The sequence below is a fragment of the Mesorhizobium sp. M8A.F.Ca.ET.057.01.1.1 genome, assembly GCF_003952565.1.
GTDB lineage: Bacteria > Pseudomonadota > Alphaproteobacteria > Rhizobiales > Rhizobiaceae > Mesorhizobium.
In genome coordinates this window covers 313,720-329,365 of sequence record NZ_CP034454.1, presented here as the reverse complement: position 1 = coordinate 329,365, position 15,646 = coordinate 313,720, and the positions used below count along the sequence as shown (strand labels likewise).

The window sequence follows — 15,646 nt, the reverse complement described above, 5'->3', positions numbered from 1 at the left end:
GCATCGATTGAGAAAGATCTGTGGCATTGAACGGGTTATGAGTGACCGGAATATTGATAGTTGCCAAACAGGTAAACTCAGCGCTCTTCCCGGGTAAGATGAAAAGTTAACGGATTGGGAAGCGACTTCCGCCACCTTCCCAATCCGGCTGCCTAAAAGCTTTCAGCTAGTCTACGACTATCAACTCTCGTGCGACGTCGGCTAGCCGCTCGCCACCCTTTTCGGTAACAACAAACGACTCCGAGATTGCGGCTCCGAAGGCAGGAGGCCTCACTCCCGATTGGAAATGGAAGCACATGCCAGCCTGGAGCACGGTCATTTCGCCAGCGCGGATGCTCACAGTACGCTCGCCCCAGTCTGGCGGGAAATTCATGCCGATTGAGTAGCCGGAACGGCCTTTTTTGACGTACCCGTGGCGGTTTAGAACGCTCAGCCAAACGGTGTTCAGTTCGTCGACGATTACACCCGGCTTTGCCATTTCTAGAACAGCGTCGCCACCTTCGATGATGGCATTGGCGAGGTGCTGGGCCTCCTTAGGTGGCTTTCCCATATAGACCGTACGCGTCAGAGGCGCGTGATAGTGGCGCCTGGCCGCTCCAATCTCCAGGAGAACCAGCCCCGACCTGGGCAGGGGCTTGTCCGACCATGTGAGGTGTGGAGCGTTCGTCTTCTCGTCAACTTGGATCAATGGACAGAGGCTTGTATAGTCACCGTACTTCCCATCAACGCCTCTTGTCTGATCGGCATAAATCTGAGCGACGATTTCGTATTCAGGAACTCCTGGCTTCAGATTATTGATCGCCTGGCGCATGGTGTGGCTGACAATCCGACCCGCTTCCCTCATGTAGACGAGTTCGGCGTCGGATTTAACCAGTCGGGCCCAATTAACGAGGCCGCGGCTGTCAGAGAACTTTGCATTTGGAAGGCCGTTGACAAGGTGCTGATGCGCCCGCGCTGTATAAAAATGCGCATCGAGCTCGACCCCTATGCGATCGGATCCCCAACCGCGGGATTTTATGATTTCGCTGACTTCGTCGTAGGGATGCAGTTCCACGTGATGGAGCCGGTCATCGGAGAAGTTGATGATATCCTCAGCAGCCAGGTTCGTCGTTGCACGAGCGCCGTTTACGTCAACCAGCCGTCCGATCCACACCGGCGAGTCCGACTTCAGATGCAATAGAACCACTTGAGGCGTGTAGAAGGACCAGGCGTCATAGCCGGTCAGCCAACACATATTTGCGGGATCTTGGCAGATTAGCAGGTCGAATCCTGCTTCCTCCATCCGTCTCTTCACGTCTTGGATACGGCGTCCATACTCCGCCGGCTGAAAGGGTTTCTCAAAGTCCATTTGTAGTCGTCCTCTGCACCTGGGTTGGCTGACCGGACCAAGCATTCATGCCCAATCCGTGCTGGTTCCCAACCTAGCATGCTTCGGAGGCCTGATTCGCGCGGACCTCTTCGTCCAATCGCAGAAAACCTGCGTGATTTGCGCTCCATGCGCAGCTTCCCCTCCCCTTGCGAAAGGCTCGGCGCATCTCCGGGGCGGTCTGCGGCCATTTGTTGATAGCCGGACAACGGTGGAACTGTGACCCGCCGCTTGATCCACGGAAGCCACGCCGAGGGCGGGGCTCTTCTGGAGAACGCTGCAGCTGCCGCAGGCTGGCGTCATTCAGATCACACGCGGTCCTCAAATTGACCGCATGTTGCGCTATGCAGCCTTCGACCGATCCGCCATCACGCCGGCAACGATCTCGCCGAAGGAAGCTGGCGTCGGCACGATAGTGACGCCGGCTTCCTTCAAGATCTCGACCTTCTCTTGAGCAGACTCGCCGAAGGCGGAGATGATTGCGCCGGCATGGCCCATGCGGCGGCCCTTCGGCGCGGAGAGACCGGCAATGTAGGCAATCAAGGGCTTCCGCATATTGTCGCGCCCCCAGAGCGCGGCTTCGGCTTCCTGTGGGCCGCCGATCTCGCCGATCATCACCACGGCGTCGGTATCGTCGTCCTGCTCGAACAGTTCCAGGATGTCCTTGAAGGACGAGCCGTTGATCGGGTCGCCGCCGATGCCGACGCTGGTCGACACGCCGATGCCCAGCGCCTTCATCTGCGAGGCCGCCTCGTAGCCCAGCGTTCCGGAGCGGCCGACGATGCCGACGCGGCCGGGAAGATAGATGCTGCCGGGCATGATGCCCATCAGCGCCTGGCCGGGCGTGATGATGCCGGCGCAGTTCGGCCCGATCAGCCGCATGCGATCCTCGAAGCGGTAGCGCCGCATGTATCGCTTCACCCGCATCATGTCCTGAGAAGGAATGCCGTCGGTGATGCAGACGCAGAACCTGATGCCGGCGTCCGCCGCCTCCATGATCGAGTCGGCTGCGAAGGGCGGCGGCACGAAGACGATGCTCGCATCGGCTCCGGTTTCGCGCACCGCGCCCTTGACGGTGTTGAACACTGGGAGGCCAAGATGTGTCTGGCCGCCCTTGCCGGGTGTAACGCCGCCGACCACATTAGTGCCGTAACGCTTCATGTCTTCAGCGTGAAAACTGCCGATCTTGCCGGTAAATCCCTGCACGATTGCGCGGGTGTCCCGGTTGAGCAGAATTGCCATCTTTCGTCCCCTCAGCCTGTTTTTTCATTGTGGCCGCGCGCCAGGCGGCGACGGCCTTTTCGGCGGCTTCGGCAAGCGTTTCGGCGACGATCACCGACTCGCCGGAATCGGCCAGGATGCGGCGCCCTTCCTCGACCTTGGTGCCTGCCAACCGCACCACCAACGGCACGTTGACGCCGACTTCGCGGATTGCCCTGACAACGCCCTCGGCGACCCAGTCGCAGCGGTTGATGCCGGCGAAGATGTTGACCAGGATGGTCTTGACATTCTTGTCCCCAAGGACGGCGCGGAACGATTTCGCCACCCGCTCGGGCGAGGCGCCGCCGCCGATGTCGAGGAAGTTGGCCGGTTCGCCGCCGGCGATCTTGATCATGTCCATTGTCGCCATGGCGAGACCGGCGCCATTGATGATGCAGCCGATATTGCCGTCGAGGCCGACATAGGATAGGCCACGGTCGCTGGCAAAGGTTTCGCGCGGATCCTCCTGCGACTTGTCGCGCAGTTCGGAAATTTGGGGACGACGAAACAGCGCGTTCTCATCGAACGACATCTTGGCGTCCAGTGCCATCAGATTACCGTCACGCGTGACGACCAGCGGATTGATCTCCAGCATCGAGGCGTCGTAGTCGCGAAACACGCGGTAGCAACCAAGCAGGGTTTCGGTCGCCTTGCCAATTAGGTTGTTTTCGAGACCAAGCCCGAAGGCGATCTCGCGCGCCTGATAGTGCTGCATTCCCGCGCCAGGGTCGACTGTCGCGCGAATGATTGAATCTGGCTGCTTTTCGGCGATCTCTTCGATCTCCATGCCGCCGGACGCAGACGCGACGATCATCACCCGCTCGGCTTTACGGTCGAGAACAAAGGCGAGATAGATTTCCTGGCCAATGTCGACGGCCTCTTCGACATAGAGCCGCGACACCAACTTGCCGCGCGGCCCCGTCTGATGCGTCACCAGCTTCCTGCCCAGCATCGCCTCGGCCGCATCGGACACTTCCTGGTCGGACGAGCAGATGCGGATGCCGCCGGCCTTGCCGCGCGCACCGGAATGGATCTGCGCCTTGACCACCCATTTGCCGCCGCCGATCTCGCTGGCACGGTATGTTGCCTGCTCCGGACTGTAGGCCAGCCCGCCGCGCGGCACATGCACGCCATGACGGGCAAGCAGTTCCTTGGCCTGGTATTCGTGGATGTCCATCATGTCCTCCCGGTATTTTTACTGCGCCGCCATATGCGCCTGGCCGGCGCGCTCGATCGCCTCGTTAACCGCCAATACGTTCCTGGCCATGCGCTCCGACGCGGCGTCGATCATCTTGCCGTCGAGGGCTGCCGCTCCCTTGCCCTGCGCCTCGGCCTCTTTCAGCACTTCGAGGATGCGCCTGGCGCGGGTGACCTCTTTTTCCGGTGGTGAGAAGACGTCGTTGGCGAGCGCGATCTGCGAGGGATGGATCGCCCATTTGCCTTCGATGCCAAGTGCTGCGGCGCGCCTTGCGGCTCCCTTGTAGCCTTCGGGATCGGAGAAATCGCCGAACGGTCCGTCAATGGCGCGCAGGCCGTAGGCGCGGCAGGCGACCGTCATGCGCGACAAAGCGAAATGCCACTGGTCACCGGGATAATCGGGGTTGAGGCCGCCGATGTTGACGGTACGCGCCTTGTTGCTGGCGGCATAGTCGGCAACGCCGAAATGCATGGCTTCCAGCCGGCCCGGCGTGGCGGCGATCGCCTCGACATTGGCCATGCCGAGCGCGGTCTCGATCAGCGCTTCTAGACCGACACGGGTCTTGAAACCTTTAGCCATCTCGATCTGGTTGACCATGGCCTCGACCATGTAGAGATCCGCTGGAACGCCCACCTTCGGCACCAGGATGGTGTCCAGGCGGTCGCCGGCCTGTTCCATGACGTCGACCACGTCGCGATACATGTAATGGGTATCGAGGCCGTTGATGCGCACCGAGACGGTCTTGCCCTTGGCGCGCCAGTCGATGTCGTTGAGCGCCTGGATGATGTTTTTGCGGGCGCGTTCCTTGTCAGGCGGCGCGACCGCATCCTCGATGTCGAGAAATACGAAGTCGGCGGCGCTGTTCGCCGCCTTGTCGATCATCTCCGGACTGGAGCCGGGAACGGCCAACTCGCTGCGCTGCAGCCTCAGTTTCTTCAGGTGGTTGATCGTGTGGCTCATCGTGGGCTCCCCAGCATCGGGCTGTTGCTTTTCCAAGTCCTTTTGTGTTCTTCACAGGCTAGCACGCCTTGGACGCTGGGGTTGTGCTGCCCAGCCGGTGACGTCGCACAAGATCTGCATATTTGCGGCCGCTCGCGCAGCAAATCCTCTTCCCTGGTTCTTTCGTCGCCTGGGAAGCGGTTGCCACCCATTTGGAGCGCAGCAGAAATATCTTCGGCAAGAGGATTTTCGATTTAGTGTGATTTTTGTGATTTGCCCCAATCTGTTTTCACAAACCGCAGTGGCGATCTAAGCACAATATCTCCCCACCAGGTCACCGATCTTACAATCACACTTCCCCACCTTTCGAAGCCCATTACAATCCTGAGGTATACTGCGAAGCCGAAGTGTCAGCCCCGCAAAAGGTCCGCTTAGCGTGGCCGACTGCAACTTACCGTTCGCCGCCCCTCGAGGCTAAGTGTGATCGTGGATGGCCACAGGTGACAATGTCATCTTCCTTGCTGAACCTTGCCCATAAGCCGACAGAGATCAAACGGCGAAAAACCTCAGTGGCATGCCCTTATTCGCAGGAGAACGCCTTGGTGGCCCTCGATCGCGCTGCCAATCGCCGCAGTTGCACGGCTATTTTGCCGGAAATGAACGGTCGATTGTGAGGTTAGTCATGAAAGGTACAGCAACTGCCGCGTTAAAGGAGCTCAAAAGGCAGGACCTCCTACAAAAGTGCGCCTACGTGAATGGAGCTTGGCTCTCCAAGGCTGCGACGATCTTGGTGGTCGACCCGGCTACTGGCCAGGACTTGGCTCACGTGGCTGCCTGTGAGGTGTCTGATGTAGATGACGCGGTCAGCTTCGCGAGGACTGCGTTTGAACATTGGCGCAATATTCTTCCTTGGGAACGGGGCGCATGTCTGCGGAGATGGTCCGCCGGTATTCGCGAGAATGCGGAAGACCTTTCCACCATCATGACCGCTGAACAAGGCAAACCATTAACCGAGGCGCACGGTGAAATTTTATATGCCGCCAGCTTTCTTGACTGGTTTTCGGCAGAGGGTGAGCGAGCATATGGCGAGACCATTCCGAGCCATCTTGCGGGCAGCCGGCTCTCCGTGCAGATGCAGCCGGTCGGAGTGACGGTCGCTATCACCCCTTGGAACTTTCCGTCGGCGATGATCACCAGGAAAGCAGGAGCCGCTTTGGCTGCGGGCTGCACGATGATTGTGAAGCCAGCCCCGGAAACGCCCTTGTCCGCTCTGGCGCTTGCCCGCCTTGCCGAGGAGGCAGGAATCCCGGCTGGCGTGTTTCAGGTGATCACGGGAGAGGCTGCCCCACTCGCAAAACGGCTATTGGATCATAGAGATGTGCGGGCATTCTCCTTCACGGGCTCGACGGAGGTCGGTCGGATCCTGCTCGAGCAGTCGGCAAAAACCGTGAAGAAGGCTTCGCTTGAGCTCGGCGGCAATGCTCCTTTTATCATTTTCGATGACGCCCCCATGGAAACAGCCGTAGCTGGATGCATAGCAGCCAAATTTGCCACATCCGGTCAGGACTGCCTGGCAGCCAATAGGATCTATGTTCAGCGAGGCAACTATGAGCGCTTCGTGGAAGAATTCGCGAAGGCCACCGGTAAACTGAAAGTCGGGCACGGATTCGAACCCGGCGTTGATATTGGCCCAATGACCAGACCATCCGTCGCCGAAAAGTGCAGACGGCAGGTGTCCGAAGCTCTTTGTTCCGGGGCTCGCATCGTTGTTGGTGGACAGGATAGTCTTCTCGGGGGCAACTTCGTTACCCCGACTGTTCTCGCCGATGTCACGGACGACATGCTGGTGGCGAAGGAAGAGACCTTTGGGCCGGTGGCGGCAGTCCTTCCGTTCGATGAGGAGGCGGAAGTGCTTGCACGAGCCAACAACTCGGAAATGGGCCTTGCGGCTTACGTTTACACAAGAGATCTGAATCGCGCCATGCGGCTAACCGATCAGTTGGAATACGGCATGGTCGCCGTCAACACCCCGAAATTCACCGGCGCTCCCATACCCTTTGGCGGATGGAAACAATCCGGGCTCGGCCGCGAGGGCTCAAGGCATGGTCTCGCCGAATATCTGGAAGCCAAATACGTGTGCATCGGTAATACGGCAAACTGAAGGGACAGACGCATGAGTATCAACATCAAGGACATCAGCGAGAAGGATAGAAATGCTGTCCTGCATCCTTTCACACAGCTCAAGGATTTTGCCACCGGCAAGCTCGGCGAGCCGACCATCGTTGAGACAGGCAAAGGCATCCGCATTCAAGATGCGCATGGCAACCAGCTGATAGACGGATTCGCCGGCCTTTATTGCGTCAATGTCGGTTACGGCCGCACCGAGGTCGCCGAAGCGATTTCCCGCCAGGCTTTCCGTCTGGCCTACTATCATTCCTACGCCGCCCACACGACCGACGAGCTCGCAATCCTTTCCGATCGCCTCGTGAAGATGGCGCCGGGCAAGATGAGTAAGGTGTTCTACGGCATGTCCGGCTCGGACGCCAACGAGACGCAGGCCAAGCTCGTCTGGTATTATAATAATCTCCGCGGTAAGCCGACCAAGAAGAAGATCATCTCGCGTGAACGCGGCTATCACGGCTGCAGCGTCGTGTCCGGCTCGATGACCGGCATGAGCTTTTATCACGACCACATGGACCTGCCGCTTCCGCAGATCGTTCACACCGGTGTTCCGCATCATTACTGGGGTGCAACCCCGGGCGAGACCGAACTGGAATTTTCAGCGCGGCGCGGCGAGGAACTTGATCAGCTGATCGAGCGGCTGGGGCCAGACAACGTGGGGGGCTTCATCGGCGAGCCGGTGCTCGGCACCGGCGGCATCACGCCTCCGCCGGAAGGCTACTGGCAAGCAATCCAGGCCGTGCTCAAGAAGCACGACGTGCTGCTCATCGCAGATGAAGTCATAACCGGCTTTGGCCGTACTGGCTCCATGTTCGGCTCGCAGCACTACGGGATCGAGCCAGACCTCATCACGATCGCAAAAGGTCTGACTTCGGCCTATTTCCCGCTTTCCGCGGCAATTGTCGGTGAAAAAGTCTACAAGGTCCTGGAGGACGGGGCGGACAAGGTCGGGGCATTCTCGCACGGATATACGTATTCAGGTCATCCGATCGGGGCCGCCGCGGCCAACGCGGTCCTCGACATTGTCGAGAAAGAAGACCTCCCCGGCAATGCCCGTGACGTCGGCGCGTTCTTCCAGGCGCAGTTGCAGGAGAAGTTCGCGCAGTTGCCGCTCGTCGGCGAAGTGCGCGGCGTCGGTCTAATGGCTGCAATCGAATTCGTTGCCGATCGCGGCAAGAAGAAGCGTTTCGATCCGTCGCTGAAAGTCGGTGCACGCATTTCGAAGGCAGCACGCGACCGCGGCCTGATCGTCCGCGCCATGCCGCATGGTGACATCCTCGGCTTCGCTCCGCCTTTGGTGACAACCAAGTCTGAAGTGGAAGAGATCATTGGCATCGCTGAGAGTGCAGTGCGCTTTGTTATGGATGAGCTCACGAGAGAGGGGGCTTAGCGTCTGAGGCGGGTGACAGCCGAACCTGCGGCGCCAGACGCCCTGATGTCTGCCTTAGGCAGGTTCAGCCTCCTGAGCGGTTCACCGGTGGCGACGCTAGCGAATATCAATGGACACTTAGCGGGAGAATCCTCGGCACCCGAATGTGGTGGCTCAGCGCCAATCCAAATGCCAAAGCCGGTCGCGCAGTTTTGCACATGGCCGTTTCACGAACGAGAGATCAGGCTAGCAGAGAAGGAACTCCCGGGATGCTAGACTCGCAGTCGACCTGCCGAAATTTTTGCTTTTACCTCCTGCCTGCCTTTTCGCTCCAGGCGTTCTCGTCGGCAGTAGAGGCGCTAAGGCTCGCCAACGAAGTGTTGGGGCGGGACGTGTATAGCTGGCAGGTCGTCTCGGACGACGGGGGTCCTGTGGTCTCAAGTTGCGGATTGTTGGTGTGCGCTCAATCATCGTTGTCGTTCGAACGTGAAAGAACTCGTCGATCAATCTCAGCACCGGCCGTCGTCGTCGTCGGTGGCCGTAATGCTCCTAGCTCGCACAAACAGCTCGAGGCCTGGATTCGAGAGTGTAGAAACCACCGCAGTTGCCTCGTAGGCATAAGTAGCGGCACGATAGTGCTTGCTCGAGCCGGGGTTGCTGAAGGGCGGCGTTGCGCGGTTCACTGGGAACAATTTCCTATATTCTCTGAGCGCTTTCTAGGTGTGTCCTCCACTCAAACCGCCTTTGAGCGGGATGGAGACCTGTATACCTGTGCCGGGGGAGACGCTCCCTTCGACATGTTTCTAGATTTGGTTGACCGTCACCATGGAACGATAGTCGTCAATCGTATTTGTGAAAAAGCTATCGCGTGCAGGACCCGTTCAGCGGGTGACCGCCAACGTTTGCCACTCCATTCACGAGTGCAACTAAACCATCGGGCGGTCATCAAGATAATCGAGGAGATGGAGGCAAACCTTACGGAGCCATTGCTATTGGACGAACTTGTGGGATCAGCCGGCCTTTCCCGACGTCAAATCGAGCGGCTATTTAGGAGAGAACTGGGATGTTCTCCAAGCCGTTATTATTTGGATCTTCGCCTGGAACGGGCGCATCTGCTGCTCATCAGTTCCCGCCTGCCGGTCGTCGAGATAGCGATGGCTTGCGGCTTTATCTCCGCATCGCACTTCTCAAAAGCGTACCGCGACGCCTACGGGTGCGCGCCGCATCAATCACGACTGCCAGTTCACCAACGAAAAAAAGCGCGATCGAGCGCGCCGGAAGAAAATAGAATCAGGAAAATCGATCGGAGGCTAAGTTACGAAAGCGTGCCTAACTGCCACTAGCGGATAGTTATTCTGTGAATATCAGTTATGGCGCTGGTGTGGTGATGGGCTCACGTCGATGGGCTCTTCTCGAATGTAAGGTTCGAAACCGGGCTCGCCCTGGGTCGACCCGGGCGCGATAGAGAGGATTTTCTCAACATGATACCATTACCATTCCACCCCGACGAATACCGCAGCAGGCTTTCCGCTATCCGCGCGGAAATGGCGCGCCGCAACCTCGATCTTCTCATCGTCAACGACGTCGCCAACCAGCATTACATCACCGGCTATGACGGCTGGTCGTTTTACACGCCGCAGATGGTCCTGGTCCCGCTCGCCGACGAGGAGCCGGTCTGGATCGGTCGCGCCATGGATGCCGCCGGCGGGTTGCTGACGGCTTGGATGAAGCCGGAGAACGTCGTCGGCTTTCCCGAAGATCATGTCCAGCGCACCGACCGTCATCCGATGGACTGGATTGCCGCCTGGATCAACAGGAAGGGCTGGGGGCGCGGCAATATCGGCATCGAGCTTGAAGCCTACTACTATTCGCCCAAGGCGCATGCGCGCCTGACAGCGGGCCTGCCAAACGCAGTGTTCCACGACGCCGACCTTCTGGTGAACTGGATCCGCAGCGTCAAATCGGAAGCCGAGATCGGCTACCTACGCAAAGCCTCGCGTCTTGCCGAGGCGGCGGTCACCGCGGCCTACGAGGTTATAGCGCCAGGCGTTCGCGAGTGCGACGCCATCGCCACAATCCAAGCCGCTCAGGTAGCTGGATCGCCGGATTTCGCCGGCGACATCACCGCCCTACCACCGACAATACTGGGGGGCGAAAATGCATCGGCGCCGCACATCATGTGGAGCGATCGTCGCTTTGGCCACAACGAAACCGTCGCGCTCGAGCTGGCCGGCGTCGTTCGTCGCTATGCCGCCGGTCTGGCGCGGACCCTTCCGCTGGGCGCCATGCCAGCCAAGGTCGGCGACACCGGCAAGGCCGTGCTCGAAGGCATGGAGGCCGTGCTTGCGTCGATCAGGCATGGCGGGCGGAGGACATCGAGGCGAGCTGGCGCAAGGTCATCCAGCGTTACGGCCTGAAGAAGGAATCCCGCATTGGCTATTCGATCGGCGCGGCCTATCCGCCAGACTGGGGCGAGCACACGATCAGCCTGCGCCAGGGGACGATCCTGAAGCCGGGCAATGTCCTACATTCAATCCTCGGCATCTGGATGGACGGCTGGGGGATCGAAGTGAGCGAAACCATCCTCGTCACTGCTGACGGCTGCGAGACTCTGACCAGCTTCCCGCGAGAGATCCATGTCAAACACTGGTCGGCAATGATTTATCCCGCGCTGGGACGCCGATCGACCGCCAACTCCATCGCAATTCGGCAACGTCGAGCGAAGAGAGCGATGCGCCGGCCTTAATCAGTGTTCGAAGAAGCCGGTTCAGCGGCATGAGGCAGAGGCCCGCTTCGGTATTGCCGTCGAAGCCGTCGCGGCTGCCGGTATCGGGCCTTTAGATGTTTAGATGGGGTATTCGGCTTTGCCCCCCGTCTTGAACGGGTGTTTGAGGTGCTGCGCTTCGAGCTGATGATAAAACGTGGTCTGCGTGAACAGCCACAAGCATCAGGAAAGGAAGCGCAGCATGAAGCATTATGCCGGACTGGACGTCTCCGTAAAAGAGACGGCCGTTTGCATCGTGGATGAAGGAGGCCGCATTTGCCGAGAGATGAAGGTTGCGAGCCATCCGGACGATCTTGTTGAGGCGTTGAAGAACCCCGCCTGGAATTTGGCCCGGATCGGGCTTGAAGCTGGTCCCTTATCACAATGGTTGTTCAGTGGTCTGGCGGGAGCCGGACTACCTGCAATCTGCATCGAAACCCGTCATGCGAAGGCCTTTCTCAAGGCGCAGGTCAACAAGACCGACCGCAACGATGCGCGCGGCATCGCGCAGATGATGCGGGTTAATTTGTTCCGGCCGGTGCACGTCAAGACGCTGATGAGCCAGGAACGTCGGGCGCTGTTGACAGCCCGCAAGTTGCTGCAGGAAAAGGCCATCGCAATTGAGAACGACATTCGAGGCCTGTTGCGTAACTTCGGTCTCAAGGTTGGCATTGTCGGCGCTGCCAAATTTGCGGATCGCATCCAGGACCTTTCCGGCGACATCCCGGAGCTACGTGACATCATGGAGGTGTTGCTCGCCGCCCGGCAGAAACTTCGCGAGCAGTTCACGGTATTGCATGAAAGGCTGTTGTCGATCGTGAAGGGTGACACGGTTTGCAGGCGGTTGATGACCGTCCCTGGTGTCGGACCTGTCGTTGCGCTGGCTTTCAAGGCCACAGTCGACATTCCTGCCCGCTTCAAGAATTCGAAGGCCGTAGGGCCGGCTCTTGGGTTAACGCCGCGCTTGCATCAATCAGGCGAGGACAATCGCGTCGGACGTGTTTCCCTGTGCGGTGACGCCATGATGCGAACGCTACTTTATGAAGCCGCGCAAGTCTTGCTGACGGTGGTGAAAAAGTGGTCATGGCTGAAAGCTTGGGCGATGAACGTCGCTAAGCGCCGGGGCCGACAAAGAGCGACCGTTGCCCTTGCTCGCAGATTAGCTGTCATCATGCACAGAATATGGTCCGATGGCAGTGAGTTCCGCTGGGCGCGAGAGGAAGCGACGGCGGTGATATAGCCGGGTCCACCAAACGAAAGGGAGAACATCCGATAACGAGATCCGCCAGGGCGGATGAATGTCCTTCGCGGGACGGAGGATGAAGAGAGGACGTGCCGGGACTCGTTTCCACCGCGGCAACATGGTGAGAACGCTGTTTAGATTGTCCCCTTCACTCCAACTGATCCCATGCTGGGAGGGCCAACGCGCCGATCCCGAAGAGAAGCAAGGCCTCGCGAAAGACATCAAATGCCCGTGGTAGAGGAAGCTTGAAAGCGATTGACTTCAACGAGAAGTCCCGGCATTTGCTGGAGCGGATCAAGCTTGAAGCGTTCCGGTTGTGACGCCCATGCCTTGCAAATGAACTCGTAGGGCGCGAGGCCCTTGAGGGTCTTGAGCCTGCGGGCGAAGTTGTAGGCGGCGACGAAGTCGGTGAGATGCTGCCGGAGCTGATCGTGGCTCTCATAGTAGAAGCGCTTGACGGTGGCGTCCTTGATAGTTCGGTTCATCCTCTCGACCTGGCCGTTGGTCCACGGATGCCTAGCCTTGGTCGTGCGGTGCTCGATGTCGTTCCTGGCGCAGGCGTATTCGAAGGCGTGAGCGCGGAAGATCTCGCCATTGGCGATTGCCTCCTTGATCAGCGGCACCGCCGAGCCACCGGCACCGGGGGTGGTGAACTGGATGCCATTGTCGGTAAGCACGGTGTGGATCCTGTAGGGCACGGCTGCGATCAACCGCAGTAGAAAGTCTCTTGATACGGCTGTGGGGGCCTTCTCGTGCAACTCGACGAAGGCGAACTTCGAGGTGCGGTCGATAGCGACGAACATGTGCAGCTTGCCCTGCTCGGTCCTGACCTCGGCAATGTCGATGTGGAAGTAGCCGATCGGGTAGCTCTTGAATTTCCTCTTCGCCGGTTTGTCGCCCTCGACATCCGGGAGCCCGCCGATGCCATGGCGTTGCAGGCAGCGATGCAATGAAGACCGCGTCAGGTGCGGGATGGTCGCTTGAAGCGCATAGAGGCCGTCGTCGAGCGGCAGCAGCGTGTAGCGGCGGAAAGCGACAATGACCGCCTCCTCCTCAATCGAGAGCACCGTCGATCTCGGTTCCTTCGGACCAGTCGGTAGATCGGCGACCGAAGCTCGCCTCTTCCACTTCGCAACCGTCTTCTGGTTGATCCCGTAGCGCCTGGCCAGTGTCCTCAGGCTCTCTTGACTATGTTGTCGCTCGACGGACCGCCTCTGTCGTTGTGGCGCTCCCATGCAGAACTTGGCCCATAGCGCATCCTTTGATTCGGGAGATAAGGATGCCCCATCAAAGCCTGGGATCAAACATCTAGCGTACGTTCAGCTTCTTGCGGCGCGCCCGCGCGCGACTGGCGTAGCGGCGGGCTCGATCAACTTGGGAAGGGCGACGCCCCAGCTTCTGGCAACCTCCGCTAGACGTTTGATCCAGGTTTTGAGGCGGCTTGTCCTCCGAATCCGGGGATGCGCTATGGGCCGGTTCTTCATGGGAGCGCCACGACGACAGCGGTGTTCCGTCAAGCGATACAGGCATAAGACATGAGAGAGCCTGAAAGCGTTATCAAGCTCACCCATCATCGAGAAGAATGACTCTGCATCAGGTCCCGGCATAACCCAATCAAGTATGCAGGGTCTGCTCGGGCTCGGCTTTCGGGTCGCCACGCAAAATTGGCACGGAGCCTGTCCACCTTTGGAAGCTTAGCCCCTCACGCCGCAGGAATTGCCAAACGGTGTCATGTGAGACCTTCACACCATGTGCCTCAAGCTCGGCTTTCAACTGATGCAGTGTCAAATGCGGGGCCTTGTCGATTCGCTCCTGAATGAAATCCCGGTGAGGTTCCAGAACGCGCTTTCGGTGGCCACCCATCTTGCGAGGCTCGATAGAACCGCTCATTCGGTAGCGCTGCGACCATTTAACGGCGGAAGAAACTGCAATCCCAAAACGAGCCGCGACCGACCGGCAGCTCTCGCCAGCTTCAATCGCAAGTACGATGCGCTCGCGCAGGCTCTTGGAGAGGGGTGCTGTCATTCAAGCTTCAGTCCTGGTTAATCTTGATAATGCGAACCTAGGCAAGAACTGAACCCCGGTACGTTTCACTGCTCTGAGGTTCTATGTCAAATTCAGTTTGCCGATCGCATTCATCTTACGACCAGATGGTCTCGCTATCAGATGCACTTAGAACGTCAGACCCCTAAGGCGTCTGCGCCGTAGCAAGCTCTGAAGTGGAGGCATGCTGGCCTTCATGAGACCAATCTTTGCCCAGCAATAAAATGGGCGGAGTTGGACAGCAGCGGTCCTTTCGCGACGGATGTCGCGCAAAGCGCCAGTTGCCAGACTGACTGGCCATCGCCTTCGGGTAACGAGAGGAACTGCGCCTCGATCCATCAAAGCCTCTAGGCCAATACTTCGCTGACCGGTCGGGACGGGCTTAAAAGTAAGTCGGAACGCTCCATGGCCGTAGTCCCTCAGCGGGTCAAGGCCATGCAATTGGGGACGAAGACTCAATGCGGATCTTTCAAACCGCTTCCTTGACGGCAGAGAGGAACTGCTTGGTGCGGTCGCGCTGTGGGCTGGTGAACAATATTTGCGGGGGCGCCTGCTCCTCTATCGAGCCGCCATAAAAGAAGCACACGCGGTCAGAGATGTCGCGAGCAAAGCCCATCTGATGCGTGACCATGATCATGGTTAGATTGTGCTCGGCGACTAGCTTTCGAATGACATGTGTCACCTCGCCAATGACTTCGGGATCGAGGGCGGAAGTGACTTCGTCGAAAAGCATCACCTTGGGCCGCATCGCCAACGCGCGGGCTATGGCGACACGCTGTTGTTGTCCTCCTGATAGACGGGAAGGATGCTGGTCGCGCTTGTCGATCATACCCACCATTTTCAGGAGCTCTTCGGATCGCTCAAGCGCCTCTTTCCTCGAAAGCCCCAGTACCTGGACTGGGCCTTCCATGCAGTTCTGGATCGCGGTCATATGCGGAAACAGGTTGAAGTGCTGGAAACACATCCCGATCGAGGAGCGAATCTTCCGCTGGTATCGCTCGTCTGCCGGCACAAGGACCCCATCGCGGGGCATGTGTGTCAATGGCTTGCCGTCAACGTATATCACGCCGCCATTGATAGTTTCGAGTGTCATAAGGGCTCGCAACACCGTGGTCTTCCCGGACCCCGAGGGTCCTATAATGGTAACCATCTCGCCTTCGGCCACGTCAAAATCGAGGTGGCTGATGACGTTGAGCCTTCCGTAGCTCTTGCTGACGTTCATGAACCGGACCATGGGGCGGTCATGCTCCGGCAGTTCAAGGGGATAGTCGGTATTGCTCATT

Annotated in this window: 8 protein-coding genes and 4 pseudogenes; 5 read left to right on the top strand and 7 right to left on the bottom strand. The window is 58.9% G+C overall.

Annotated elements, in window-relative coordinates; all coding sequences use genetic code 11:
* Positions 1-166 precede the first annotated feature (166 nt).
* From EJ077_RS01440 to EJ077_RS01425, 4 genes and pseudogenes are all read right to left on the bottom strand, one after another.
* Positions 167-1,348 (bottom strand): M24 family metallopeptidase, encoded by a 1,182-nt coding sequence (locus EJ077_RS01440; protein ID WP_208699294.1) that lies wholly within the window; start codon positions 1,346-1,348, stop codon positions 167-169.
* Positions 1,349-1,708: 360 nt separating this feature from the next.
* Entirely contained in the window at positions 1,709-2,608 is a 900-nt protein-coding gene (sucD, locus tag EJ077_RS01435; RefSeq protein ID WP_208699293.1) for a succinate--CoA ligase subunit alpha, read from the bottom strand.
* Between the two features lie 13 nt (positions 2,609-2,621).
* A pseudogene (locus tag EJ077_RS01430) lies at positions 2,622-3,803 on the bottom strand (malate--CoA ligase subunit beta); the annotation flags it as partial.
* A gap of 18 nt (positions 3,804-3,821) precedes the next feature.
* Positions 3,822-4,784 (bottom strand): HpcH/HpaI aldolase/citrate lyase family protein, encoded by a 963-nt coding sequence (locus tag EJ077_RS01425; RefSeq protein ID WP_208699289.1) that lies wholly within the window; start codon positions 4,782-4,784, stop codon positions 3,822-3,824.
* A 661-nt stretch (positions 4,785-5,445) separates the two neighbouring features.
* Between EJ077_RS01425 and EJ077_RS01420 the strand changes: the two genes are divergently transcribed.
* The 5 genes and pseudogenes from EJ077_RS01420 to EJ077_RS01400 all read left to right on the top strand — a co-directional run bounded on the left by EJ077_RS01420 (position 5,446) and on the right by EJ077_RS01400 (position 12,317).
* Positions 5,446-6,924 carry an NAD-dependent succinate-semialdehyde dehydrogenase gene (locus tag EJ077_RS01420; protein ID WP_208699286.1) on the top strand — a complete coding sequence of 493 codons (1,479 nt, stop codon included), beginning with the start codon at positions 5,446-5,448 and terminating at the stop codon, positions 6,922-6,924.
* A gap of 12 nt (positions 6,925-6,936) precedes the next feature.
* A complete protein-coding gene (locus EJ077_RS01415; protein ID WP_208699284.1) occupies positions 6,937-8,334 on the top strand; it encodes an aspartate aminotransferase family protein in 1,398 nt (465 codons plus the stop codon).
* Positions 8,335-8,477: 143 nt separating this feature from the next.
* Positions 8,478-9,656: a GlxA family transcriptional regulator gene (locus EJ077_RS01410; protein WP_416859540.1), complete on the top strand. Its 1,179-nt coding sequence runs from the start codon at positions 8,478-8,480 to the stop codon at positions 9,654-9,656.
* A gap of 138 nt (positions 9,657-9,794) precedes the next feature.
* Positions 9,795-10,957 (top strand): annotated as a pseudogene (locus EJ077_RS01405) (M24 family metallopeptidase); the annotation flags it as partial.
* A gap of 322 nt (positions 10,958-11,279) precedes the next feature.
* On the top strand, positions 11,280-12,317 hold the full coding sequence (locus EJ077_RS01400) for an IS110 family transposase (protein WP_208699281.1): 1,038 nt from the start codon (positions 11,280-11,282) through the stop codon (positions 12,315-12,317).
* A 224-nt stretch (positions 12,318-12,541) separates the two neighbouring features.
* Here the strand turns inward: EJ077_RS01400 and EJ077_RS01395 are convergent.
* The 3 genes and pseudogenes from EJ077_RS01395 to ehuA form a co-directional block, all read right to left on the bottom strand.
* Positions 12,542-13,571: pseudogene (locus EJ077_RS01395) on the bottom strand (IS481 family transposase).
* A 432-nt stretch (positions 13,572-14,003) separates the two neighbouring features.
* Positions 14,004-14,345, bottom strand: a pseudogene (locus EJ077_RS01390) (helix-turn-helix domain-containing protein); the annotation flags it as partial.
* A 487-nt stretch (positions 14,346-14,832) separates the two neighbouring features.
* Positions 14,833-15,645: an ectoine/hydroxyectoine ABC transporter ATP-binding protein EhuA gene (gene ehuA, locus EJ077_RS01385; protein WP_143974811.1), complete on the bottom strand. Its 813-nt coding sequence runs from the start codon at positions 15,643-15,645 to the stop codon at positions 14,833-14,835.
* Position 15,646 lies beyond the last annotated feature (1 nt).

Coding starts and splice junctions, on each gene's coding strand:
- EJ077_RS01440 (WP_208699294.1), bottom strand. CDS start 1,348: ATGGACTTTGAGAAACCCTTTCAGCCGGCGGAGTATGGACGCCGTATC.
- sucD (WP_208699293.1), bottom strand. CDS start 2,608: ATGGCAATTCTGCTCAACCGGGACACCCGCGCAATCGTGCAGGGATTT.
- EJ077_RS01425 (WP_208699289.1), bottom strand. CDS start 4,784: ATGAGCCACACGATCAACCACCTGAAGAAACTGAGGCTGCAGCGCAGC.
- EJ077_RS01420 (WP_208699286.1), top strand. CDS start 5,446: ATGAAAGGTACAGCAACTGCCGCGTTAAAGGAGCTCAAAAGGCAGGAC.
- EJ077_RS01415 (WP_208699284.1), top strand. CDS start 6,937: ATGAGTATCAACATCAAGGACATCAGCGAGAAGGATAGAAATGCTGTC.
- EJ077_RS01410 (WP_416859540.1), top strand. CDS start 8,478: ATGTGGTGGCTCAGCGCCAATCCAAATGCCAAAGCCGGTCGCGCAGTT.
- EJ077_RS01400 (WP_208699281.1), top strand. CDS start 11,280: ATGAAGCATTATGCCGGACTGGACGTCTCCGTAAAAGAGACGGCCGTT.
- ehuA (WP_143974811.1), bottom strand. CDS start 15,645: ATGAGCAATACCGACTATCCCCTTGAACTGCCGGAGCATGACCGCCCC.